Annotated in this window: 23 protein-coding genes; 11 read left to right on the plus strand and 12 right to left on the minus strand. The window is 64.2% G+C overall.

The features are described from left to right. Positions 1-37: 37 nt before the first annotated feature. A complete protein-coding gene (locus CGZ66_RS11095) occupies positions 38-409 on the minus strand; it encodes a hypothetical protein (protein WP_095084053.1) in 372 nt (123 codons plus the stop codon). Between the two features lie 215 nt (positions 410-624). On the opposite strand from CGZ66_RS11095, the gene CGZ66_RS11100 reads away from it, so the two are divergent. From CGZ66_RS11100 to CGZ66_RS11110, 3 genes are all read left to right on the plus strand, one after another. Beyond that, a complete protein-coding gene (locus CGZ66_RS11100; protein ID WP_095084398.1) occupies positions 625-3297 on the plus strand; it encodes a DNA translocase FtsK in 2673 nt (890 codons plus the stop codon). Between the two features lie 126 nt (positions 3298-3423). Further along, on the plus strand, positions 3424-4104 hold the full coding sequence (locus CGZ66_RS11105; RefSeq protein WP_095084399.1) for an outer membrane lipoprotein carrier protein LolA: 681 nt from the start codon (positions 3424-3426) through the stop codon (positions 4102-4104). A 297-nt stretch (positions 4105-4401) separates the two neighbouring features. Continuing rightward, entirely contained in the window at positions 4402-5208 is an 807-nt protein-coding gene (locus CGZ66_RS11110; RefSeq protein WP_095084054.1) for an exodeoxyribonuclease III, read from the plus strand. A 65-nt stretch (positions 5209-5273) separates the two neighbouring features. Here the strand turns inward: CGZ66_RS11110 and CGZ66_RS11115 are convergent, their stop codons facing one another. Both CGZ66_RS11115 and CGZ66_RS11120 read right to left on the minus strand, forming a co-directional pair. Beyond that, the gene (locus CGZ66_RS11115) at positions 5274-5729 is read right to left on the minus strand and encodes a Crp/Fnr family transcriptional regulator (RefSeq protein WP_095084055.1); all 456 of its coding nucleotides are present in this window, start codon (positions 5727-5729) and stop codon (positions 5274-5276) included. Between the two features lie 119 nt (positions 5730-5848). After that, on the minus strand, positions 5849-6532 hold the full coding sequence (locus CGZ66_RS11120; RefSeq protein ID WP_023760937.1) for a response regulator transcription factor: 684 nt from the start codon (positions 6530-6532) through the stop codon (positions 5849-5851). A 165-nt stretch (positions 6533-6697) separates the two neighbouring features. On the opposite strand from CGZ66_RS11120, the gene CGZ66_RS11125 reads away from it, so the two are divergent. Continuing rightward, positions 6698-7213: a L,D-transpeptidase family protein gene (locus CGZ66_RS11125; protein ID WP_167392051.1), complete on the plus strand. Its 516-nt coding sequence runs from the start codon at positions 6698-6700 to the stop codon at positions 7211-7213. Between the two features lie 149 nt (positions 7214-7362). Here the strand turns inward: CGZ66_RS11125 and CGZ66_RS11130 are convergent, their stop codons facing one another. Then, the gene (locus CGZ66_RS11130) at positions 7363-7623 is read right to left on the minus strand and encodes a hypothetical protein (protein ID WP_095084057.1); all 261 of its coding nucleotides are present in this window, start codon (positions 7621-7623) and stop codon (positions 7363-7365) included. 130 nt (positions 7624-7753) lie between these two features. Here CGZ66_RS11130 and gcvA point away from each other — a divergent pair, with 130 nt between their 5' ends. Next, positions 7754-8674: a transcriptional regulator GcvA gene (gcvA, locus tag CGZ66_RS11135; protein WP_095084058.1), complete on the plus strand. Its 921-nt coding sequence runs from the start codon at positions 7754-7756 to the stop codon at positions 8672-8674. A gap of 16 nt (positions 8675-8690) precedes the next feature. Here gcvA and CGZ66_RS11140 read toward each other — a convergent pair whose 3' ends face one another. The 6 genes from CGZ66_RS11140 to tsaD are packed head-to-tail and all read right to left on the minus strand — an operon-like array spanning position 8691 to position 12728. Continuing rightward, positions 8691-9107, minus strand: coding sequence for a DUF1761 domain-containing protein (locus CGZ66_RS11140; protein WP_095084059.1), 417 nt, complete (start codon positions 9105-9107; stop codon positions 8691-8693). A 49-nt stretch (positions 9108-9156) separates the two neighbouring features. Next, the gene (locus CGZ66_RS11145; protein ID WP_206073708.1) at positions 9157-9756 is read right to left on the minus strand and encodes a class I SAM-dependent methyltransferase; all 600 of its coding nucleotides are present in this window, start codon (positions 9754-9756) and stop codon (positions 9157-9159) included. Between the two features lie 53 nt (positions 9757-9809). Further along, complete coding sequence (locus CGZ66_RS11150) at positions 9810-10235, minus strand: EVE domain-containing protein (RefSeq protein WP_095084061.1); 426 nt, start codon at positions 10233-10235, stop codon at positions 9810-9812. Between the two features lie 42 nt (positions 10236-10277). Continuing rightward, the gene (locus tag CGZ66_RS11155) at positions 10278-10574 is read right to left on the minus strand and encodes a YciI-like protein (protein ID WP_095084062.1); all 297 of its coding nucleotides are present in this window, start codon (positions 10572-10574) and stop codon (positions 10278-10280) included. Positions 10575-10611: 37 nt separating this feature from the next. Beyond that, the gene (locus CGZ66_RS11160; RefSeq protein ID WP_095084063.1) at positions 10612-11643 is read right to left on the minus strand and encodes an NAD(P)H-dependent glycerol-3-phosphate dehydrogenase; all 1032 of its coding nucleotides are present in this window, start codon (positions 11641-11643) and stop codon (positions 10612-10614) included. Continuing rightward, positions 11640-12728: a tRNA (adenosine(37)-N6)-threonylcarbamoyltransferase complex transferase subunit TsaD gene (gene tsaD / locus CGZ66_RS11165; RefSeq protein WP_095084064.1), complete on the minus strand. Its 1089-nt coding sequence runs from the start codon at positions 12726-12728 to the stop codon at positions 11640-11642. The genes CGZ66_RS11160 and tsaD overlap by 4 nt, the downstream gene beginning before the upstream one ends. Before the next feature lie 100 nt (positions 12729-12828). Here tsaD and hemC point away from each other — a divergent pair, with 100 nt between their 5' ends. The 6 genes from hemC to CGZ66_RS11195 all read left to right on the plus strand — a co-directional run bounded on the left by hemC (position 12829) and on the right by CGZ66_RS11195 (position 18931). Continuing rightward, positions 12829-13755 carry a hydroxymethylbilane synthase gene (gene hemC / locus CGZ66_RS11170; RefSeq protein WP_095084065.1) on the plus strand — a complete coding sequence of 309 codons (927 nt, stop codon included), beginning with the start codon at positions 12829-12831 and terminating at the stop codon, positions 13753-13755. A 1-nt stretch (position 13756) separates the two neighbouring features. Then, positions 13757-14473, plus strand: a complete 717-nt coding sequence (locus CGZ66_RS11175; RefSeq protein WP_095084066.1) for a uroporphyrinogen-III synthase — start codon at positions 13757-13759, stop codon at positions 14471-14473. Between the two features lie 111 nt (positions 14474-14584). Next, a complete protein-coding gene (locus CGZ66_RS11180; RefSeq protein WP_095084067.1) occupies positions 14585-16069 on the plus strand; it encodes a COG4223 family protein in 1485 nt (494 codons plus the stop codon). A 10-nt stretch (positions 16070-16079) separates the two neighbouring features. Further along, entirely contained in the window at positions 16080-17681 is a 1602-nt protein-coding gene (locus CGZ66_RS11185) for a heme biosynthesis protein HemY (protein ID WP_095084068.1), read from the plus strand. 36 nt (positions 17682-17717) lie between these two features. Continuing rightward, positions 17718-18197 carry a tellurite resistance TerB family protein gene (locus CGZ66_RS11190; protein ID WP_095084069.1) on the plus strand — a complete coding sequence of 160 codons (480 nt, stop codon included), beginning with the start codon at positions 17718-17720 and terminating at the stop codon, positions 18195-18197. Between the two features lie 17 nt (positions 18198-18214). Next, complete coding sequence (locus tag CGZ66_RS11195; protein ID WP_095084070.1) at positions 18215-18931, plus strand: glutamine amidotransferase; 717 nt, start codon at positions 18215-18217, stop codon at positions 18929-18931. Positions 18932-18934: 3 nt separating this feature from the next. Here CGZ66_RS11195 and CGZ66_RS11200 read toward each other — a convergent pair whose 3' ends face one another. Both CGZ66_RS11200 and CGZ66_RS11205 read right to left on the minus strand, forming a co-directional pair. Further along, the gene (locus CGZ66_RS11200) at positions 18935-20173 is read right to left on the minus strand and encodes an MFS transporter (protein WP_095084071.1); all 1239 of its coding nucleotides are present in this window, start codon (positions 20171-20173) and stop codon (positions 18935-18937) included. Positions 20174-20436: 263 nt separating this feature from the next. Beyond that, a complete protein-coding gene (locus CGZ66_RS11205) occupies positions 20437-21537 on the minus strand; it encodes an aminotransferase class I/II-fold pyridoxal phosphate-dependent enzyme (RefSeq protein WP_095084072.1) in 1101 nt (366 codons plus the stop codon). Positions 21538-21656: the final 119 nt, after the last annotated feature.

Genomic DNA, 21656 nt, shown 5'->3' on the forward strand with positions numbered 1-21656 from the left:
AAGCAGGATCTCCCGACAAACCGTTCCGGCGGCAGCCCTATCCGCCGGCGCCGTCGTCCATCATGGTGTTTGTCAGCGTCTCATAGGCCCTGCTGCATGACTGGGAATGAGGGCAGTTCCTGACGATCATCACAGGCGCCACCGTCAGGACGGCCGCGATGAAAATCTGCAGGCCGAGCCCCAGCAGCCCAAATCCATTGCCGAAAAGACCCCTGTACAGAAAATACAGGCCCTGCATCAGACAGGCGGTGGCGAGGGTGTGCAGCAGGGGGCCGGTCGCTCTTGCATAGGGCGTCACGTAACCGTCCGGGAAGCCCACCATGCCGAGTTCGACAAACCAGTGCAAAGCGAGCAGAAGACTGAGCCCTGCCCAGCCAAGAACCGCCACGCGAAGGATGACAGATTGCATACCTCTACCCAAATTGGTGGCCCTGCGGCAACGTCACGGCCCTTTCTCAGGTCGCTTTCCTCGGGCAGCAAGCGGTTCAACCGGCGGTAACGAGGTTTGATCATCTCAACCTCTTATAGTTAATGCGCCCTTAACCTTCCCGCCGATAGTCTGAGACCCGAATCTGCCGGAGTGCGCCACGCACCCGCACGAAGCAATGACAGACGGGGATGAGCATGCGTTCAGGGGCTTCAGCACCGCTCGCGCTGGCCGATACGGGGCACGGCATCCAGGCGTTCGCGCGGCGCCAGGTCGGGCGGCTGGTCGGCGCCGGACTGTTCGTGCTGGCCGCATTCGGCGTCGCCAGCCTTGCCACCTGGAATGTCGCCGATCCGAGCTTCTCGCACGCGACGAACAACACCGTCACCAACGCCATGGGCTATGCCGGCGCCGTGTTCTCCGACCTGGCCATGCAGTTCTTCGGCCTTGCCGCGGTTGCTGCGCTGGTTCCGACCGTGATCTGGGGCTTTCTGCTGTTTTCCGCGCGCGGCGTCGACAGGTTGCCCAGGCGCGGGCTTTCATGGTTTGGCTTCGCCCTGCTCGCCGCGGCAATGGCCGGCTGCGTGGTGCCGCCCAAGACCTGGCCGCTGCCCACCGGCCTCGGCGGCGTGTTCGGCGACATGGTGCTTAAGATCCCCGGGATTGTGATCGGCGGCTATCCGACCGGGCTGTTCGCCAGCATCATCGCGATCTTGCTGGCCGCACCCGCGCTGTGGCTCTTTGCCCACGGTTCGGCGCTGATCGGACGCAAGAACGGCTTCGCCGTGATGGAGGACGAGCCTGCCGTCGATCCGCGTGAGGACGACCTTTTGTTCGACAATGACGAGGATGAAGGCGACGAAGGCATTCTGGCGCTTGGCGCCATCACCCACTGGTGGCTGTCGCTGCGCGCCTGGATGCACCGCCGCGCCGTGCGCCGCAGGCAGGAGCGGGAGGAGTACGAGCCGGAGATGGAGCCGCGCGCGAGCGGCTGGCGGCGCGCCGCCGAACGGGTCGAATCGGCCGAGTTCGCCGAATCGCGGATGAGCCCGGACGGTCGCGCCCGCGTCGAGCCCGAATTCTTCGCCGCCATGGTCAATGACCGCAGCATTTCGGTCGACCTGGATGATGACGATGTCTTCGGCGATCGCTTCGATAATGGCGAAGATGCCGAATTCGACGATGAGCCCGTCGTGCAACGCCGTTCGGCGCCGACCGCCAGGGTGCAGCAGTTCCGCTCCGATGCCGCCACCCGCGTCGAGGCTCCGGCGCCGCGTCCGGCTCCGGGCGCCCGCGTCCAGCGCGAGGCGCAGACATCGCTGATCGGCTCGGAAAAATTCGAGATGCCGTCGCTGCATTTCCTGTCCGAACCGAAGAACGTGGTGCGCGATGCCAGCCTGTCCAAGGATGCGCTGGAACAGAATGCCCGCCTGCTCGAGGGCGTGCTGGAGGATTTCGGCGTCAAGGGCGAGATCATCGCCGTCCGCCCCGGTCCCGTCGTCACGCTCTATGAGCTCGAACCGGCGCCCGGCATCAAATCGTCGCGCGTCATTGGCCTGTCCGACGACATCGCCCGCTCGATGAGCGCCATCGCCTGCCGCGTCGCCGTGGTACCTGGCCGCAACGCCATCGGCATCGAACTGCCGAACGCCAAGCGCGAAACCGTTTATCTTCGCGAGATTCTGGCCAGCCGCGACTTCGAAACGACGAAGGCCAAACTGGCGCTGGCGCTGGGCAAGACCATCAATGGCGAGGCGGTCATCGTCGACATCGCCAAGATGCCGCACGTGCTGGTCGCCGGCACCACCGGCTCGGGCAAGTCGGTCGCCATCAACACCATGATCCTGTCGCTGCTCTACCGGCTGACGCCGCAGGATTGCCGGCTGATCATGATCGATCCGAAAATGCTGGAACTGTCGGTCTATGACGGTATTCCGCATCTGCTCACGCCGGTGGTCACCGATCCGAAGAAGGCGGTGGTGGCGCTGAAATGGACCGTGCGCGAGATGGAGGACCGTTACCGCAAGATGTCGAAGGTCGGCGTGCGCAACATCGATGGTTTCAACGCCCGTGTGCAGCAAGCCGACAAGAAGGGCGAAAAGATCTCGCGCACCGTGCAGACCGGCTTCGACCGCCAGACCGGCGAGGCGATCTACGAGACCGAGAATCTCGACCTCGAGCCGATGCCCTATATCGTCGTCATCATCGACGAGATGGCCGACCTGATGATGGTCGCCGGCAAGGACATTGAAGGTGCGGTGCAACGCCTGGCGCAGATGGCGCGCGCCGCCGGCATCCATGTCATCATGGCGACACAGCGTCCGTCGGTCGACGTCATCACCGGCACCATCAAGGCCAATTTCCCGACCCGCATCTCCTTCCAGGTGACGTCGAAGATCGACAGCCGCACCATCCTGGGCGAGCAGGGCGCCGAACAGCTGCTCGGCATGGGCGACATGCTCTACATGGCCGGCGGCGGCCGTATCCAGCGCGTGCACGGCCCGTTCGTCGCCGATGAGGAGGTCGAGAAGATCGTCGCACATCTGAAGCTGCAGGGCGTGCCGGAATATCTCGACGCCATCACCGAGGATGATGGCGAGGACGACGATGAGCCGTCGGGCAAGGGCGGCTCCGGCGGTGGTGGCGGCAACAGCAATTTCGAGGATTCCGATGATCCTTACGATCAGGCTGTTTCCGTGGTGCTGCGCGACGGCAAGGCTTCCACCAGCTACATCCAGCGCCGGCTGGGCATCGGCTACAACCGCGCCGCCTCGATCATCGAGAAAATGGAGAAGGAAGGGATTGTCGGCCCGGCCAACCATGCCGGCAAGCGCGAGATCCTGGTGCCGACCGAAGAGGACAAGTTCTGACCTTGTGGGCAACCTTGAACCGTTCAGGGCGTTGAAGCGAATGAGGCGCGCCTGACCCGCCAAACTTCAGCCCAACTGGGGGTTCAAGCACTAGAGCAACTCAGGAATCAGATGAGAGTGACCGACATGAAAAACGATCCTTCAGCGCTCCGCAGTTTTGCTCCCACCCGGCGCCAGTTGCTCGGGCTGGGCCTGGGGTTTGCAGGGGCGGCAGCCTTCAACGTGATGCCCGGCTTCCAGTTGCTGGCTTCGGCGCAAGCGGCCGTGCCGCCGGCCGCACAGAAGATCGCCGACCATTTTTCCTCGGTCAAATCGATGAGCGGCGAATTCGTGCAGTTCGGCCCCAAGGGCGAGCAGACCGGCGGCAAGTTCTTCCTCGAACGGCCGGGCAAGATCCGCTTCAACTATGACGGTGCGTCAAATTTCCGGGTGATTTCAGACGGCAAGTCGGTGGTCATCCTCAACAAGAGGCTCAACACGTCCGATCTCTATCCGCTGTCGAAGACGCCGCTGAAGCTGCTGCTCGACGACAGGATCGATCTCTCAGGCGACCGCGTCAAAAGTGTCAAGCAGGAAGACGACCTCACCACCATCCAGCTCGCCGACAAATCGGTGTTCGGCAATTCGAAGATCACGATGATGTTCGATGCCAAATCCTACGAGCTGCGTCAGTGGACGATCACCGACGCACAGGGCAAGGACACGACGGTGATGATCTTCAACGTCAAGGAAGGCGTCAGCTTCGCCGCCGACACCTTCGCCATCGACTACAGCGCGAATCGCGAAGTCAACACCAAGGCGCGGTAGAGCATTACAGGAAATGTGTGAAACGGTTTTCCCGGGAAAAGCGCGTAGTGCTTTCCTGGGGGAATCACGCCAAAACAAGGAGATAGAGCAGTTCTACGTTTCCGTGAAACGATGAACCGCCCCAGGACCAATCGCGTCAATAGCTGTGGAAAGCCCTGGGTCGCGCCTCGCTGGGCGGGGGCCGGCTTGTCTTTGCGGCTTGCGGCTGGCAGTTTCCCGGACTGACTCCGTCAAAAGGCGTCTTGCCCGCCAGGGCCTGTCGGTTCTGGCTGGCCATACGCTGTCCTGGATTGCCGAATGCCCTTTTCCATTGCCACCTGGAACATCAACTCCGTTCGTCTGCGCATGCCGATCGTCGAACGCCTGCTTGTCGAGCATGCGCCGGATGTGCTCTGCCTGCAGGAGACCAAGGTTCCGGACGAATTGTTTCCCGAAAAGGCGTTCCGCAAGCTCGGCTACGAGCACATCGCCTTCCACGGCCAGAAGGGCTACCACGGCGTCGCCACGGTGGCGCGGCGGCCGATCGAGGTGGTCGAAAGGCGCCGCTTCTGCGAGATCGAGGACAGCCGGCATCTGTCAGTGACGGTGCGAGCCGGCGGCAAGGCCATCCTGCTGCACAATTTCTACGTTCCGGCAGGCGGCGACGAACCGGATCCTGTCATCAACAGGAAGTTCAAGCACAAGCTCGATTTCGTCGCCGAGATGAATGCCATCCGTGCCGAGCATGACGAGGTGTCCGGCTCGGTCCTTGTCGGCGACCTCAACATCGCCCCGCTCGAACACGACGTCTGGTCGCACAAGCAGTTGCTCAACGTGGTCAGCCACACGCCGGTCGAAACGGAAAGCTTCGAGGCGATGCGGCTGGCCGGCAACTGGGTCGACCTGATGCGGCTCAATATTCCGCTGGAGCAGAAACTCTACACCTGGTGGAGCTATCGCGCGCAGGACTGGCAGGCCTCTGACCGTGGCCGGCGGCTCGATCACGTCTGGTCGTCGCCAAATCTGGTGGCTGATTTTGCCGGCTACGAGATCCTGCGCCTGGCGCGCGGCTGGGAGCGGCCGTCGGACCATGTGCCGGTCATAGCGCGCTTCGATCTCGATTAAAGCTACGACGCGGCCGACCTCACCCCTAAGGTCCTGGCAGCGGGATGACCAGCTCATCGCTGCCGCTAGTCAGAGAAGCGGGGCGCCAGTTCCTCGATACGGCGGATCAGTGTCTGAAATTCCTCGGAGATACGCTGGTGGAGATTCACCGCGATTTCCGGATATTCTTCCAGGATGCGGCGGAACATCTTGCGGCTGAGCCGTATCACTTCCGAATCGATTTCGGCCGACGCGCTGGTCAGCCGGTTGCTGTCGGCGATCAATGCCAGTTCGCTCAGGATCGCGCCGGGGCCGACCGAACGTATCGGGATGCGTTCGCCGTTCTGCTCTCGATAGAGCAGGATGCGCCCGCTGACCACGACATAGGCGGAATCGGCCTCGTCGTCCTCGCGGTAAAGCTTGTGGTTGGCAAGCAATATTGTGTTCTCGGCGCCGAAGGCGAGCAGACGCAACTGCTCCTGCGTGAAGCCCTCGAAGAGCCTCACGGCGGACAGGATGCGAATGTCGTCATCCAACGCCATCTAGCTGTGTCCCCGAACGGTCAGTCCATTCCCTCCCCTGCGATACGATCCACAACCCCCTCCGACTGGATCGTACCCGAATGCGGTCCCGCCCGGCCGCTGATTGGATAATGAAATGTTTAAGGAACCAGCTTGTAGCCACCGCTTTCTGTCACAAGAATTTCCGCATTGGAAGGATCGCGCTCGATCTTCTGGCGCAGCCGGTAGACGTGGGTTTCCAGCGTGTGCGTGGTGACGCCGGAATTGTAGCCCCACACCTCCTCGAGCAGCACGTCGCGTGTCACCACCTTCTGGTCGGCGCGATAGAGATATTTGATGATCGAGGCCTCCTTCTCCGTCAGCCGCACCTTGCCGCCGCGCGGGTCGATCAGCAGTTTCTGGCTGGGCTTGAAGGTGTAGGGCCCGACCGAGAAGGTGGCGTCCTCGCTCTGCTCATGCTGGCGCAATTGCGCCCGGATGCGCGCCAGCAGCACGGCGAAGCGGAACGGCTTCGTCACATAGTCGTTGGCGCCGGCCTCGAGACCAAGGATCGTATCGGAATCGGTGTCGTGGCCGGTCAGCATTATGATGGGCGCCTTGTAGCCGCCCTTGCGCAGGATCTTCACCGCTTCGCGGCCATCCATGTCGGGCAGCCCGACATCCATGATGAGCAGATCTATGAGGCCGCCGCGCGCGGTGGCGACGCCTTTTGCCGCAGTCGATTCCTGCAGCACGTCGAATTCCTCGTAGAGGGACAATTGCTCGACCAGAGTGCCGCGCAGGTCGTCATCGTCGTCGACGATTAGAATGGTGCGTGAAGTCATGGATCAATCCGTTGTTTTGAAAAGAAAATTCAGTTGACCGCTGTCTCTTTATGCGGAAGCTGACCAGCACAACAGCCGATCACAGTGATTTGTTCCGTGGCACGATCATACAAGAAAAAACGCGATAGCAATGCAGCCGGCGCAATTTTGCGAAAAGAGCTGCGCGTGGTGACCGTGCGGGCGAGGCCCGGAAACCCAAGCCAGGGCCTGCTGCAGGCCGGCAGAACGGTGTTTGCGTGTGCGCTGGGGCGGGGCGGCATCTCGGCCGACAAGCGTGAAGGCGACGGCGCCACGCCGCTTGGCCCGATGCGGATCGTGTCGGGCTACTTCCGGGGAGATCAGTTCTCCAGTGGCCGCAAAACCCGTTTGGCGATGACGCCGATCGGGCCTGATCTGGGCTGGTGCGAAGTGCCTGACGACCGCAACTATAACAGGCCGGTCAAGATCCCCTATGGCGCCAGCCACGAACGCATGCGGCGCGACGACCGCCTCTATGACGCCTGCCTGGTGCTAGACTGGAACCTGGCGCCACGCCGGCGTGGGCGCGGCAGCGCCATCTTCTTCCATCTGGCGCGCCCCGGCTTCACGCCGACTCAAGGGTGTGTGGCGGTGACCGCACGCACGATGGCGCGGCTGCTGCCGCTGCTGTCGGATAGGACGGTGATGAGGGTAGTAAGGTAAGGGCCATTGATATTCAGGTGATGCCGGCCTGCAAATGACGATTTCCTGCGCTTCCGGTGCTCACGTACGTCAAGTACGCTCCACTCCGGTTCTCGGAACCCGTCATTTTCGGCTCGGCCTGACCTGAATCTCAACAGCCCTTTGAGCAATCAACCGTTCGGCCGGCGCGGCTTTTGCCAGCCGATGTCGAGCAGGCCCAGCCGACCCATTTCCCTGTCCACGGCGCGGGCGACGTTACGGCGCTCGGCGCCGATGTCGCGTAGCTGGCGATCGGAGAGGTTCTCGACGTTCTGGTGGGCTATTTCGTGGCGGGCGAGGCGGATGGCGACCCTGGCATGTCGAAACCAGTCAAGCACCGCGTTAAGCCAGGCCGGCGTGGATACCGGCGCATTCAAGACAATGTGGGACATGGCGTGATCCGTTTCATCCGGATATCAAATCCGGTTTGATGGTGTTGCGATGGCTGGATCATGCCGCATTGAAATTTAAATGAGAAACGAGTAGTTCTTTCGAGATCGTCAAGTTTTATTTGAGGATGGCATGTCCCGCCTGCTGCCTGGAACGCGAGCGCTGAGGACGCTGGAAGCCGCCGCCCGGCACCTCAACTTCACGCGTGCCGCCGACGAGCTCGGCCTGACGCCAGCAGCGGTCAGCCATCAGATCAAGGAAATCGAGGATCAACTGGGCATCGTGCTGTTCACCCGCACCAGCCGCACCATCCGGCTGACTGCGGCGGGCACGGTGCTGTTCGAGGCATCGATCGATGCACTCGACCTGCTTGGCCGAGCCGTCTCGCGGGCGCGCAAGCTGACGCGCGGCACGACACTGCTGAAGGTAACGCTCGACGCCCAGTTCGCGTCAAAATGGCTGATGCGGCGCGTCGACGATTTTCGCAGGCATCAGCCCAATATCGAGCTCAGGTTCGACATCGCCTACGAGGTGCGGGATTTCGAGCTCGACGACGTCGATGTCGGCATCCGGTTCGGCGTCGGGAAGTACCCGGGCCTTCGCGCCCATCGCCTGTTCGACAACATCATTATCCCGGTGTGCAGCCCGGGCCTGCTGACGTCCGGTCCGCCGCTGCGCGAGCCGCGTGACCTCTTCAACCACACGCTTGCCCATATCGAATGGGCGCGGCAAGGCGTGACATGGCCGAACTGGCGGATGTGGATGGCGGCGGCCGGCATCAACGATTTCGACGACAGCCGCACCATCGTGTTCAGGAACTCCACCGACGCCGTTCAGGCGGCGATCGAGGGCAATGCCGTCGCACTCGCCGACTTCGCCATGGTGGCAAACGACCTCTCCGAAGGCAGACTGGTGCAGCCTTTTGAACTCGGCCTGAGGGTGGGAGCCGAGTTCGCCTATTTCCTGGTTTATCCCGAGAGCACTGCCGACGATCCACGCATCGCCGCCTTTCGCGAATGGATTCTCGAGGAAGTCGCCAGGACGCAGACCTGACGATCGCGGCAGGTTGTCAGCCTGCCGCCGCGCCGAACCAGCCGATGACCACGCCGATGATCAGCAGCACGCCGAGCCAGTGGCCGCCGTCGATGAGGGTCAGGTCCCACCCGAAATCCTGGTAGCGATGGTTGGCCGAGAGCGTCGTGGCGACGAAGCCCAGCCAAAGCACGAAGCCGAAAACAAGTCCGGCGAGCAATGTCGGCTCGCCGCCGGTCATCGCGCCGACCACCAGGGCCATTATGTAGGCCATGATCAGTTCGGCGATGAAGCTGATGACGAAGGGCAGCGGTGATTTCTTCATTGTTGCGGGATCGAGCCTGGCGGCCTTCAGCCACGGCTTGCTCAGGCCCATGTACCAGGCGGCGCCGAACAACCATGCGACGACGGCGGCGGCGATCACCGCCAGCCAGTTCACTGCTTCAAAATCCATGCGTCCCCCTCCAATGCAAATCTGATGGAACGCCTGTTCGGCGAAGGCGTCAAGCAAACCGCCAGACGGTGGTGCGCTTGACCAGTGAATCCTCCAATGCCCGGGTGACGGCCACTTCATAGACCGCAAGCGGTTCCAGCCCTGCCTTCGGCATATACGACCGGCCGGGATCGCCGACGAGGATCTCGGCGCCGCGCGCCTTCAGCGTTGCGAACCACGGCATCAGCCGGACGGCGAATGAATTGTCGTAGAAAACATCGCCGGCCAGGATCACGTCCCATCCCGCATCGGTGCCGATGCAATCGGTGCCGAGGAAGTCGATCCCGACATCGTTGGCCTGCGCATTGAGGCGGATCGCGGTTGCACAGAAAGGATCGATATCGGTTGCGATCACGCCGGCAGCACCGGCCTTGGCCGCAGCAATGGCGACAAGGCCGGAGCCGGAAGCGAAGTCGAGCACACGCTTTCCCCGCACCATAGCCGGATTGTCGATGATGTAGCGGGCAAGGCCCTGGCCGCCGGCCCAGGCAAAGGCCCAGAAGGGCGGCGGCAGGCCGATCTCGACCAGCTCATCCTCCGTCCGCTGCCACAAATCATGCGCCTCATCGGCAAGATGAAGCAGGATTTCCGGCACATGCGGCGGCGCCATCAGCGCCGTGTTGTCGAGGATGAATTGTTTCGCGCTGTCTGGTGTGAGCGCCGTCACGGAGCGGGTGTCAGGCCGCCCATGCGGCAGACTTCCTTCCACTCCGCCGGCGTCACCGGCTGCACGGAAAGCCGCCCGAGCCGCACCAGCGCCATTTCGGCAAGCTTTGGATTGGCCTTGACCTCTTCCAGCGTCGGCGGGTTCGGCACGTCCTTGAAGGCACGGATGTCGACGCATTCCCAGCGCGGGTCGTCGGTCGTGGTGTCGGGATGGGCAAGCGCGCAGACTTCGGCGATGCCGACCACGTTCAGCCCCTCGTTGGAATGGTAGAAGAAGCCGAGATCGCCGATCTGCATGGCCTTCATGTTGTTGCGCGCGGCATAGTTGCGCACGCCATCCCATTGCGTGCCGGCCTTGCCCTTCGCCTTCAGCGCCTCGAAGGAGAAGACCGAGGGTTCGGATTTGAACAGCCAGTAGTTCATTTCTTTTGCTCCTCCTTGGCGTGCGTCCGCCAGCGACCGGAATTAACTAGCCGCCGGCTTGTTGAACGTCCAGTTCCACTGGCGGATTTCGACGCTGTCGAACAGTCCGGCCTTGGCGTACGGGTCGGCGGCCGACAAGGCCTGTGCCCCTGCCAGGTCCGGTGCCTCGACGACGACGAGGCTGCCATTGGGCTTGCCTTCGGCGTCAAGGAAGGGACCGGCGAAAGCCAGTTTCTTGTCGCCGTTCAACCCTTCGAGAAAGGCGATATGCTCGGGACGCGTGTCGAGGCGTACCTGCAGGCTCCCGGGCTTGTCCTTGCAAATCAAAGCAAACAGCATGGTCTTTCTCCTGGTCGTGGGATCGATGTTGTGGGGATCAATCGTCGGTTTCGGTCTTCAGCGGCCGGGTCATCAAGGCTGTCACAGCCTGCCGGATGGTGATGGTGCCGTCCAGTATGGCCGCCACGGCGGCAATGATCGGCGCGTCGATGTTTCGCTCGGTGGCGATGCGGGCGGCGATCGCCGCCGTCGGCACGCCTTCCGCCAGCGGCAATCCGGCAAGCGGCTTGCCTTGCCCCAGCGCCAGCCCATAGGCGAAGTTGCGCGACTGGGTCGACGAGCAGGTGAGCAGCAGGTCGCCAAGGCCGGACAGGCCCATCAACGTTTCGGGCCTGGCGCCGAACGCGGCACCGATGCGCCGCAGTTCGACGAAGCCGCGCGTCACCATGGCGGCCTGGGCACTGGCGCCGAGCCCCGCCCCGGTGACAGCACCTGCGGCGATGGCGAAGACGTTCTTCAAGGCGCCGCCGATCTCGACGCCGATGAGGTCGTCGCTCGAATAGCAGCGCAGATTCTCCGCCGAAAAGCGGGCGGCGAGGTCCGCGGCCAATGCCTCGTCGCGGGCGGCCACGACCACCGCAGTCGGCAGGCCGCGGGCGACATCGGTGGCGAAGCTTGGACCCGACAGAGCGGCGACCGGATTTTGCGGCAGGATCTCGCCGACAATCGCCGACAGCAAGGCGCCGGTGTCGCGCTCGATGCCCTTGGCGCAGAGGACGAGCGGAATATCGGCAGGCACGTGGCCTTTCGCGACCGCCAGCGTTGCCCGCAGCGATTGCGCCGGCGTCACCGCCAGCACGCAATCGGCGCCAGTGAGTGCCGCCTTGATGTCGCTCGTCGCGTCGATGCCGAGCGCGATGGCGATGCCGGGCAGATAGCGCGGGTTCTCGCCGCGATCGATCGCGGCGACGGTTTCGGGGTCGCGGGCGAACAACCGCACCGAATGGCCGGCACGCAGCATGGCCAGCGCCAGCGCCGTGCCCCAGGCGCCACCGCCAAGCACGCTGACGCGCCAGCCGCTTTTACCCAGTTTTCCCATGTCTTGGCTGTTCTCGTCCCGGCCACTCATGCCTTGGCTCCGCGCCGGCCGGAGCCGACCATCGGCGTCGAAATGCTGTCCAGCGGCCAGCGCGAGCGCGGCACGAAGTCGAAGCCGTTTTCCTGCGCCATACCTTGGCGCAACCGCTCGATGCCCGCCCAGGCGATCATCGCCGCATTGTCGGTGCACAGTTTGAGCGGTGGCGCGACGAAGGTGAAACCGGCCTCGTCACACTGCCGCTCCAGCGTCGCCTTGATGGTGAGGTTGGCGGCAACACCGCCGGCAACCACAAGGGCCGGATTTTTGGTGCCGGGAAACGTCTCGCGAAAGCGCGCCAGCGCACGCGCGACACGGTCGGCCAGCGCATCGGCCACCGCTGCCTGGAACGAAGCGCAGATGTCGGCGACATCCTGGTCGCTCAAGGGCGCAATGGCTGTCGCCGCCTGGCGCACGGCGGTCTTCAGGCCGGAAAAGGAGAAGTCGGGCTGGGCCGAGCCTTTCATCGGACGCGGAAAGGCAAAGCGCGACGCATCGCCGGTTTGGGCGGCCTTCTCGACATTGGGTCCGCCGGGATAGGGCAGGCCGAGCATCTTGGCGGTCTTGTCGAAGGCTTCGCCGAGCGCATCGTCGATGGTGGTTGCCCAGCGCTGATAGTCGCCGACGCCGCGCACGGCGAGGATCTGCGTGTGGCCACCGGAGACCAGGAGCAGCAGATAGGGAAAATCGAGCCCGTCGGTCAGCCTTGCGGTCAAGGCATGGCCTTCGAGGTGGTTGATGGCGATCAGCGGCTTGTTCGCCGCTGCGGCGATCGCCTTGGCGGTCATCAGCCCGACAATCAGCCCGCCGACCAGACCGGGGCCGGCAGTGGCTGCGATCGCATCGATATCGGCAAGTGCTGTGCCCGAATCGGCAAGGGCTGCCTCGACGATACCGTCCAGCGCCTCGACATGGGCGCGCGCCGCGATCTCCGGCACGACGCCCCCAAAGGCGGCATGCTCCTCGATCTGGCTGAGCACGATGTTGGACAGGATTTTTGGCGCAGCGTCACCGTCCAGCGCCACGACGCTGGCAGCGGTCTCGTCACAACTCGTCTCAATGCCCAGAACGCGGATCAATTCGTCGCTGTCCCTAGAGATTGTCTGCCGGCGCTTTCCCCATTAGGAGAAAGCCCGGAAAGGCCTCGGTCTGCCCGGGGGTTATCACGGACCGCACGCCATGCAAACAATCTTGAGAATCGGAACACGCGGCAGCCCGCTGGCGCTGGCACAGGCGCATGAAACGCAGGCGCGGCTGATGGCGGCGCATGGCATGCCGGCGGAAGCGTTCGAGATCGTCGTCATCTCGACCAGCGGCGACCGCATCCAGGACCGGCCGCTGTCGGAGGCCGGCGGCAAGGGCCTGTTCACCAAAGAGATCGAGGAGGCACTGCTGGCGGGCCGGATCGACATCGCCGTGCATTCGTCGAAGGACATGCCGACGCAACTGCCGAAAGGCCTGGAACTCAGCGCCTTCCTGCCGCGCGAGGACGCGCGCGACGCCTTTATCGGCAAGGCGGCGAATGCCATTGCCGACCTGCCGCATCGAGCGAAAGTCGGCTCGTCATCGCTGCGGCGACAGGCGCTGATCCGCCGGATGCGGCCGGATCTCGACGTGGTGATGTTCCGCGGCAATGTGCAGACGCGCCTGCGCAAGCTTGATGAAGGCGTGGCCGCCGGCACCATCCTGGCCTATGCCGGGCTGAAGCGGCTCGGGCTCGACCACGTCGTCACCGACCTGATGCCGCTCGACATCTTTCCGCCGGCGCCGGGACAAGGCGCGATCTGCATCGAGACCCGCATCGGCGATGGCGACGTCGAAAAGATGCTGGCGGCCATCCATGATGCGCCGACCGGCCAAGCGCTCGGCTGTGAGCGTGCCTTCCTGGCGGCGCTCGATGGTTCCTGTCGCACGCCGATCGCCGGCTATGCGGCGATCGAGGCCGGAAAGCTGTCCTTCGCCGGGTTGATCATCTCGCCCGACGGTACGCAGTGGCACACGGTCGAGCTCAAGGGACCGGCGCAGGATGCTGCTCGCATCGGCCAGGAAGCCGCCCGGACCGTGCGGGCCAAGGCTGGCGAAAAGTTCTTCGACGGCTGGCTCTGAAATGCTTCGCGTCCTGGTGACGAGACCGGAACCGGGCGCTTCGCGCACGGCACAGCGGCTTCAGGAGACAGGGTTCCAGCCGATACTTCTGCCCTTGACCGAAACGGCGGCGTTGCCGGTCGATGCCGGACTGCTTCCAGGCAATGCCGTCGCGGCGGTCATCACCAGCGCCAACGCCGTGCGGCTTGCTTCCAGGGAGCTCATCGCGGCGCTTGCCGGTCTGCCCTGCCATGCCGTCGGAACAAGGACGGCGGAAGCGGCTCGCAAAGCGGGGTTCTCCTCGGTCAGCGAAGGCCCGGGCGATGCCGAGGCGCTTGCCGCCAGTCTTGCCGGTCATCTCTCGGGGATGACCATCGTCTATCTCTGCGGACGCGTACGCTTTCCGGTGTTCGAACAAAGGCTGAAGGCGGCAGGTGTCCAGGTCCATGCCGTCGAGACATATGACACGGTCGCGGTGGGTTATTCCGATGAAGCCGTCCTCGAGCGCCTGTCCGGCCAACCCGCCGATGCGGTGCTGCTATATTCAGCCAAGGCCGCCGCCGCGATGCGGATCTTGGCCAGGCGGTCCGCTCTGCAAGGGCTTCTTGAAAAGACAAGGTTTTTCGCCCTTTCCGCGCGCATTGCGGCAGCGCTTGACGATACCCCCGATGAAAGAATCCGTACTGCCGCGCAGCCCGACGAGGAAACGCTGCTGGCACTTTTGCGGGCGCGGCCCTGAGCCGCGTCATCACACCGCCCCTTTTCACCGCTTGGTGATGTGCTAGACCATTTTCTGAACCATCATGCGCCGCCAGGCGTTGAGACGAAGCGAATTGTGCGGAGCCCAAGCATGGTCAAGACGCCGAAGATGCGACACTCGAAAGGCCGCCGCGAGCCGGTGACCATCGATCTCGAGCCCGGCGCGGTCTCGCGCATCGCCGACGAGCACGCCGCCAAGCCCCAGGCCGGCGCCGAAGAGGCGCCGGAGGAGGCCGTCTCGCAGGCCGAGATTCCCGAAGAACCGGTGCATGCCGACCAGACCGATCTCGAGCCCTGGGAGCATACGAACGCTCAGGCCGAATCGGAGCAGCCAGCGGCGACGGCCGCAGAAGCGGCAGCCAAGGGCGCCAGCGAAGCTGAACCTGCCTATCCCGGAGCGTCCGAGGCGCCGGCCAACAAGACCAAAGCCTTCGACTACAATTTCGAGGATGCGTCGGCGAAGCGCTCCCAGGCCGACGACAACAAGGCGAGAACCGAGACACGGGACGACAGAATGGTGCCAACACCACCGGCAAAGCGTAGCGGCCTCAATGGCATTGCCGCCGGCATCATAGGCGGCGTCATCGCGCTGGTCGGCGCGGGTGGCCTGCAATATGCCGGGCTGCTCGGCGCGCCGGGGTCCAGTTCCGGCGTATCGCTCGACGGCGTCAACAGCGAGATCGCCGCGCTGAATCGCGAAATCGCCGGCCTGAAGGAAACGGGCGGCAACACCGACGCGTCGGCCAAGGTCGATGGCCTGTCGTCGGCGCTGGATCAGGTCAAGACCGATGTCGCGGCGCTGAAGTCGGCGGTCGAATCCGGTGGAGCGGGCGACACTGCCGGGCTCGCAGCGCTTGGCGACAAGATCAAGCAGATCGAAACCGCGGTCGCCGCCCTAGGTAAGGCCGGCGGCACGGCACCGGTCGATCTCGGCCCGCTCAACGAAAAACTGGCTGGTCTCGACGCGCAGGCGAAGTCAGCCGGCGAAGCGACGACGGCGCTGGATGGCCGGCTCACCGCGTTGGAGCAGTCGGTGTCGCAGCTTTCCGGCAAGGTCGAGGCGGCGGCGGGACAGCCGAAGATCGCCCTCGCCATCGCCGCCTCGGCGCTCAAGTCCGCGCTCGACCGTGGCGCGCCATTCTCGGCGGAACTCGAAACCTTTGCCGCGATCTCGCCGGATGCGCCGCAACTGGCGACACTGCGCACCTACGCTGAAAAAGGCGTTCCCACCCGGGCCGAGATCGCATCGCAAGCGGATGCCGCGGCCAATGCCATGGTTGCCGCCGCGACGCCTGTCGACGAGAATGCCGGCTTCCTGCAGAACCTTTTGTCGAGCGCCGAATCGCTGGTCAAGGTCCGGCCGATCGGCGCCGTCGAAGGTGCCGGTGCACCGGAAACCGTCGCGCGCATGGAGGTGGCCGTCAACCAGGGCGACTATGCCAAGGCGCTCAGCGAGTATGGCACGCTGCCCGAAGCCGTGAAGGCGGCCGGTGCCGACTTTGCCGGCAAACTGAAAGCACGCATCGAGGTCGAAACGCAGGTCGACGCGCTGATCTCCGGCGCGATGAAGGCATGAGGGCAACACCATGATCCGCCTCTTGGCCTTCCTCATCGTCGTTTTCGCGCTCGGGCTGGGCTTTGCCTGGCTGGCCGACCGGCCGGGCGACATGGTCGTCACTTTCAGCGGCTACCAGTACCAGGTCAGCCTGATGGTGGCGGCAGTGGCCGTCGTTGCCGTCGTCGCCGCGGTGATGATCTTCTGGTGGCTGATCAAGTCGCTGTGGAACAGCCCCTACACCATTTCGCGCTATTTCCGCGTGCGCCGCCGCGACCGTGGCTATCAGGCGCTGTCGACCGGCATGATCGCCGCCGGCGCCGGTGACGGCGCACTGGCTCGCAAGAAAACCAAGGAAGCGGCCAAGCTGATCCGCTCCGACCAGGAGCCACTGATCCATCTGCTCGAGGCGCAGGCGTCGTTGCTCGAAGGCGATCACGAAGGCGCGCGGCAGAAATTCGAGAGCATGCTCGACGATCCCGAAATGCGGCTACTCGGCCTGCGCGGGCTCTATCTCGAGGCCGAACGGCTTGGCGACCGCAACGCCGCCAGGCACTATGCCGGCCGCGCCGCCGTCATGGCACCGCAACTGGCCTGGGCGGCCGAATCGACGCTGGAAGAATTGACCGCGCGCGGCGACTGGGACGGTGCCTTGAAACTGGTCGACGCTCAGAAGTCGACACGGCAGATCGAACGCGATGCCGCCAACCGCCGTCGCGCCGTGCTGTTGACGGCCAAGGCGCAGGCGCTTGCCGGTAGCGATCCGACTGCCGCCAGAACCGCGGCAATCGAGGCCAACCGGCTGCGGCCGGACTTCGCCCCCGCCGCCGTTGCCGCCGCCGCCGCGCTGTTCAAGCAGAACGATGTGCGCAAGGGCTCGAAAATCCTCGAGACGGCATGGAGGGCCGAGCCGCATCCTGAGATCGCCGAGCTCTATACCCATGCACGGCCGGGCGACGCCGTGCTCGACCGCCTCAACCGGGCGAAGAAGCTGCAGGAGATGAAGAAGAACCACGCCGAGTCGTCGATGACGGTGGCGCGCGCAGCACTTGACGCGCTGGATTTTTCGACTGCCCGCCGCGAGGCCGAGGCAGCGATCAGGATGGACCGCCGCGAGGGCGCCTATCTGCTATTGGCCGACATCGAGGAGGCCGATACCGGCGACCAGGGCAAGGTGCGGCAGCTTCTGTCCAGGGCGGTGCGGGCGCCGCGCGATCCGGCCTGGGTCGCCGATGGCGTCGTTTCGGAGCGGTGGGTGCCGGTATCGCCGGTCACCGGCCGGCTCGACGCCTTCGAGTGGCGCGCGCCGATGCAGCGTCTCGGCCAGCTGATCGACAGCCATGATGATGCAGCGGCCGCCCCCGTGGCGGTCATCGAAGCGCTGGCAAAGCCGGTGAGCGAGAGGCCGGTCGAGGTGATCGATGACGCTGGCGGCGAGATTTCGGCGGGCAAGGAGGCTGAGGCCCGCGAGGAAGATCATGTCCGGCCGATCACGGCCGCCGCCTTCGCCGAGGTGCCGACCAACGCGGAAGCGGTCGAGCCGGCCGAGGAGCATGCGCGGCTGCCGGACGATCCCGGCGTCGATCCGGACGAGGAAGCGGAAAAATCGCCGCGTCGGTTTCGGTTGTTTTGAGTTGGGCCGGCCGTGAGGGCCGTTGAGGAATAGGATATGTTTGAACGCGTTCTGTCATTTCTGAGGGATTTGCCGGCCGGCGCCGGCACGCATGCCAGCAGCGACGATCCGCGCGTTGCGGCTTCGGCGCTCCTCTATCACGTCATGAATGCCGATGGCGTGCGCCAGGATGTCGAGTGGGAGCGGTTCAAGGCGGTGCTGGCCCAGAGCTACTCGATTAGCGGCGCCGAACTCGAAGCACTCGCCGCCGCCGGCGAGCGGGCCGACAATGAGGCGATCGATCTCTATGCCTTCACCAGTGTCTTGAAGCGCCATCTCGACGCCGAGGCGCGCAAGGCCTTCATCGGCCTGATGTGGGAGATCGTCTACGCCGATGGCGAGCTGCACGAGTTGGAGGACAATACGGTCTGGCGCGTCGCCGAGCTGATCGGCGTCGAACGCCGCGACCGCATAGAGGCACGTCGCAAGGCGGCGGAGCAGGCACCCGGCGCCACCGGAACGTCGAGCGACGAATAAACGGATTTCGCCTGCCCATGCTGCGCCAAACGAGTTCGAAGCCAAAAATCCTGATCGTGCTGCATCAGGAGAATTCGAGCCCCGGACGTGTCGGCCACATGCTCCTGGAAGAAGGCTTCGAGCTCGACATCCGTCGCCCGCCGCTCGGCGATACCCTGCCGGAAACGCTGGACGGCCACGCCGGCACGGTGGTGTTCGGTGGACCGATGAGCGCCAATGACGAGGACGAGTTCGTCCGCCGTGAGACCGCCTGGCTGGAAGTACCGCTCAAGGAGAACCGGCCGTTCCTAGGCATCTGCCTTGGTGCGCAGATGCTGGTCAACCATCTCGGCGGCAAGGTCGAAGGTCACGGCGAAGGATTGGTCGAGATCGGCTGGTATCCGCTGAAGGCGACCGAAGCCGGCAAGACCCTGATGCATTGGCCGGAGATGGTCTATCAGTTCCACCGCGAGGGTTTTTCGCTGCCCAGGGACGCGACCCTGCTGGCGACGGCCGAGACCTATCCCAACCAGGCCTTCCGCTATGGCGACAATGCCTGGGGCATCCAGTTCCATGGCGAGTTGACCAGGGCGATGATGCAGCGTTGGGTGGTGCGCGGCGCGCATCGCTTCGAGTTGCCCGGGGCGCAGCCCGGCCGCGATCATCTCGGCGGCCGGCTGATCTGGGACATGCATCTCAAGCGCTGGCTGGATGAATTCCTGCGCACGATCTTCGGTAAGCCGGCGCTGCGATAGACGTCAGTTTCGCCCGTTGAGGTGGCGCACCTTGCGCAGTTGCGGGAACAGCACGATCCACAGCCCGGCGACCGCGATCGCGCCGACGCCGCCGACCACGACGGCCGGCACCGTGCCGATCAACGCCGCCATCGTGCCGGCCCGGAATTCGCCGACCTCGTTGGAGGCGCCGACGAAGACCTGGTTCACGGCGTTGACGCGGCCGCGCACATGGTCGGGCGTCCACAACTGGATCAAGGTCTCCCTGATATAGACGCTGAACATGTCAGTAGCGCCAAGGAAGGCGAGCGCTGCGATCGACAGCCAGGTGATGGTCGACAGGCCGAACAGCACGGTGAAGGCGCCGAACGCCGCAACGAAGCCGAGCATGATCAGCCCCGCATGGTTGCGGATCGGATGGCCGGCCAGCCAGATGGCGACGCAGATGGCGCCCACGCCCGGCGCCGAGCGCAGCAGGCCTAAGCCCCAGGGGCCGAGCTGGAGGATGTCGCGCGCATAGATCGGCAGCAGTGCCGAGGCGCCCGACAAAAGCACGGCGAACAGATCGAGCGAGATGGCGCCCAGCACGATCTTCTCGCTCCAGATATAGCTGAACCCACCGAACAGGTTCTGCAGCGTCGGCTTCTCGGTCTCGGTGCGTTGCGCGGGCTTCGGGATGGTGAAGATCAGCAACCCGGACGCAAGCATCAGCACGGCGGCGGTGCCATAGGCGACTTCCGCCGACACGCCGTAGAGCAGACCGCCGGCGACCGGGCCGACGATGGTCGCCGTCTGCCAGGCCGACGAGTTCCAGGCGATGGCGTTGGCGAAATCCTCAGGTGGCACGAGATTGGCGAACAGCGAGGCCGAGGCCGGGCCGAAAAAGGCGCGGGCGACGCCGAACATGGCAAGCACGACGAAGATCGGCAGCGGTCCGCTGATGCCATGCAGTGTCAGGAACAGCAGCGTCAGCGCGCAGATCGCCTCCACCACCACCGCCAGCGCCATGATCAGGCGGCGGCCGAAGCGGTCGGCGACGACACCGGTGACCAACACCAGCAGCAGCGACGGCAGGAACTGGACGATGCCGACCAGCCCGAGATCGAGAGGATCCCTCGTAAGGTCATACATCTGCCAGCCGACCGCGACCGACACGATCATGGTGGCGAAGGTGGTGAGGAAACGCGCCGCCCAATAGCTCAGGAAGGAGCGGTGGCGGAACGCGGCATAGCGCTGGTCCGGCGAGGTTTGTGCGGCAGTCATGGATCGAGGCCCCGTTGCGATGGCATTGGAGCGACGTGCGTCCAATCGGACGCACAAAGTACGCTCCAACACTTTGGTTTTCGCATCGTGCTTTCCGAAAATCGGAACCGATTTTCGGGCCGATGCGATGGCCGGCGGGGCACTTCCCGGATGGGCGCTGTTCCGGCCAAGGGAATTTCTAACAAAGTTCGCAGCGCGATGTGCGCCAAAATCAGCGCTGGATCAACGAAATTTCACCCTGTTCCGTTGATTACACGAGGACGTTATTGCCTGAGCGCCGCGGAGATAGCGTCGAGGCCGCTCCTCAACTCGGCTTCCGTCGGCCAGCCAAAACCGACGCGGAAGAAGCGCTTTGGCATTTCGAACCAATGGCCGGGCCCGACATAGGCGCCATGGTTTTCCAGCAGGTTCACATAGAACCGGTCGAGGTCGAAGTCGGGATCGACGTTCAGGCGCGGGAAGCCGACGACACCGCCTTCAGGGCGCACCCAGTCGACCAGCGGCTCGCGGTCGATCCAGGCCTGGACGATGTCGCGGCGCCTGGCCATTTCTGGCAGCAGCGTCGCCAGGAACGTGTCCCGGCGCTCCAGCATGCCGCGCGCGATGCCTTCGTCGATGACGCTGCCGCAGATGCCGATCTGCTCCTTGGCGGCGAGGAATTTCTCCTGAAGTTCCGCATCCCTGGTGATCAGCCAACCGATGCGGATGCCGGGAATGCCGAAGGCCTTGGACAGCGACGAGACGCTGATCGCCTTCGGGCTCAGCGATGCCGCGGACGGCAGGCGCTTGCCATAGGAGAGGTCGCGATAGGTTTCGTCGACCAGCAGATGGCAGTCCCTGCTTTCGGCGAGCGCGACCAGGGCGTCGAGGTCGGCGCGGCTCATCATCGTGCCGGTCGGGTTGTGCGGGCAGGTGACGCTGATCAGCCTGGTGTTCGGCCGTATCGCGGCCGCGACCTGGCCGACATCGATGGCGAAGCCGTCCTCGAAGGCCAGATCGACAAAGCTGATGGCGCAGCCGATCGCCCTTGGGGTCTCGATGTTGGTGGCGTAGTTGGGTCTGATGACGACCAGATGATCACTCTGCGACAACAGCGAGGTCGAGATGATGAACAGGGCGCCAGCAGCACCAGCGGTGACCAGCACATCATCGGGCGAGACGCCGGCGTCCTGCGCGGCGATCTGCGCGCGCAATTCCTTGTCGCCGCGATGCTCGCCGTAGAAGAGCGTGAGATCGGGCAAGGACAGGCCGATATCGGAGAGTTTCTGGTCGGCGATCGAACTTTCGGAAAGATTGTAGCGGATCCGGTCGTAGCCGTATTCTTCCGGCGCCTCTTTCTCAATCACCATCCTGGTGTAGTTCATGGCTTCCCCCAAAGAACCGTCCGGTTCATCCAAGCCATAAAAACATGAAGCCTGCCAAGGCGGATTCGCCGGCAGGCTTCTGTTCCAGTCGTCCTAAGTGTTGGCTCAGGACCGAATTG

The sequence above is a fragment of the Mesorhizobium sophorae genome (assembly GCF_002270415.1).
Lineage (GTDB): Bacteria > Pseudomonadota > Alphaproteobacteria > Rhizobiales > Rhizobiaceae > Mesorhizobium > Mesorhizobium sophorae.

Bases quoted from the DNA above. Each gene is read 5' to 3' on its own strand.
- CGZ66_RS11095 (WP_095084053.1), bottom strand. From the start codon at position 409: ATGCAATCTGTCATCCTTCGCGTGGCGGTTCTTGGCTGGGCAGGGCTC.
- CGZ66_RS11100 (WP_095084398.1), top strand. From the start codon at position 625: ATGCGTTCAGGGGCTTCAGCACCGCTCGCGCTGGCCGATACGGGGCAC.
- CGZ66_RS11105 (WP_095084399.1), top strand. From the start codon at position 3,424: ATGAAAAACGATCCTTCAGCGCTCCGCAGTTTTGCTCCCACCCGGCGC.
- CGZ66_RS11110 (WP_095084054.1), top strand. From the start codon at position 4,402: ATGCCCTTTTCCATTGCCACCTGGAACATCAACTCCGTTCGTCTGCGC.
- CGZ66_RS11115 (WP_095084055.1), bottom strand. From the start codon at position 5,729: ATGGCGTTGGATGACGACATTCGCATCCTGTCCGCCGTGAGGCTCTTC.
- CGZ66_RS11120 (WP_023760937.1), bottom strand. From the start codon at position 6,532: ATGACTTCACGCACCATTCTAATCGTCGACGACGATGACGACCTGCGC.
- CGZ66_RS11130 (WP_095084057.1), bottom strand. From the start codon at position 7,623: ATGTCCCACATTGTCTTGAATGCGCCGGTATCCACGCCGGCCTGGCTT.
- gcvA (WP_095084058.1), top strand. From the start codon at position 7,754: ATGTCCCGCCTGCTGCCTGGAACGCGAGCGCTGAGGACGCTGGAAGCC.
- CGZ66_RS11140 (WP_095084059.1), bottom strand. From the start codon at position 9,107: ATGGATTTTGAAGCAGTGAACTGGCTGGCGGTGATCGCCGCCGCCGTC.
- CGZ66_RS11145 (WP_206073708.1), bottom strand. From the start codon at position 9,756: ATGGCGCCGCCGCATGTGCCGGAAATCCTGCTTCATCTTGCCGATGAG.
- CGZ66_RS11150 (WP_095084061.1), bottom strand. From the start codon at position 10,235: ATGAACTACTGGCTGTTCAAATCCGAACCCTCGGTCTTCTCCTTCGAG.
- CGZ66_RS11155 (WP_095084062.1), bottom strand. From the start codon at position 10,574: ATGCTGTTTGCTTTGATTTGCAAGGACAAGCCCGGGAGCCTGCAGGTA.
- CGZ66_RS11160 (WP_095084063.1), bottom strand. From the start codon at position 11,643: ATGAGTGGCCGGGACGAGAACAGCCAAGACATGGGAAAACTGGGTAAA.
- hemC (WP_095084065.1), top strand. From the start codon at position 12,829: ATGCAAACAATCTTGAGAATCGGAACACGCGGCAGCCCGCTGGCGCTG.
- CGZ66_RS11175 (WP_095084066.1), top strand. From the start codon at position 13,757: ATGCTTCGCGTCCTGGTGACGAGACCGGAACCGGGCGCTTCGCGCACG.
- CGZ66_RS11180 (WP_095084067.1), top strand. From the start codon at position 14,585: ATGGTCAAGACGCCGAAGATGCGACACTCGAAAGGCCGCCGCGAGCCG.
- CGZ66_RS11185 (WP_095084068.1), top strand. From the start codon at position 16,080: ATGATCCGCCTCTTGGCCTTCCTCATCGTCGTTTTCGCGCTCGGGCTG.
- CGZ66_RS11190 (WP_095084069.1), top strand. From the start codon at position 17,718: ATGTTTGAACGCGTTCTGTCATTTCTGAGGGATTTGCCGGCCGGCGCC.
- CGZ66_RS11195 (WP_095084070.1), top strand. From the start codon at position 18,215: ATGCTGCGCCAAACGAGTTCGAAGCCAAAAATCCTGATCGTGCTGCAT.
- CGZ66_RS11200 (WP_095084071.1), bottom strand. From the start codon at position 20,173: ATGACTGCCGCACAAACCTCGCCGGACCAGCGCTATGCCGCGTTCCGC.
- CGZ66_RS11205 (WP_095084072.1), bottom strand. From the start codon at position 21,537: ATGAACTACACCAGGATGGTGATTGAGAAAGAGGCGCCGGAAGAATAC.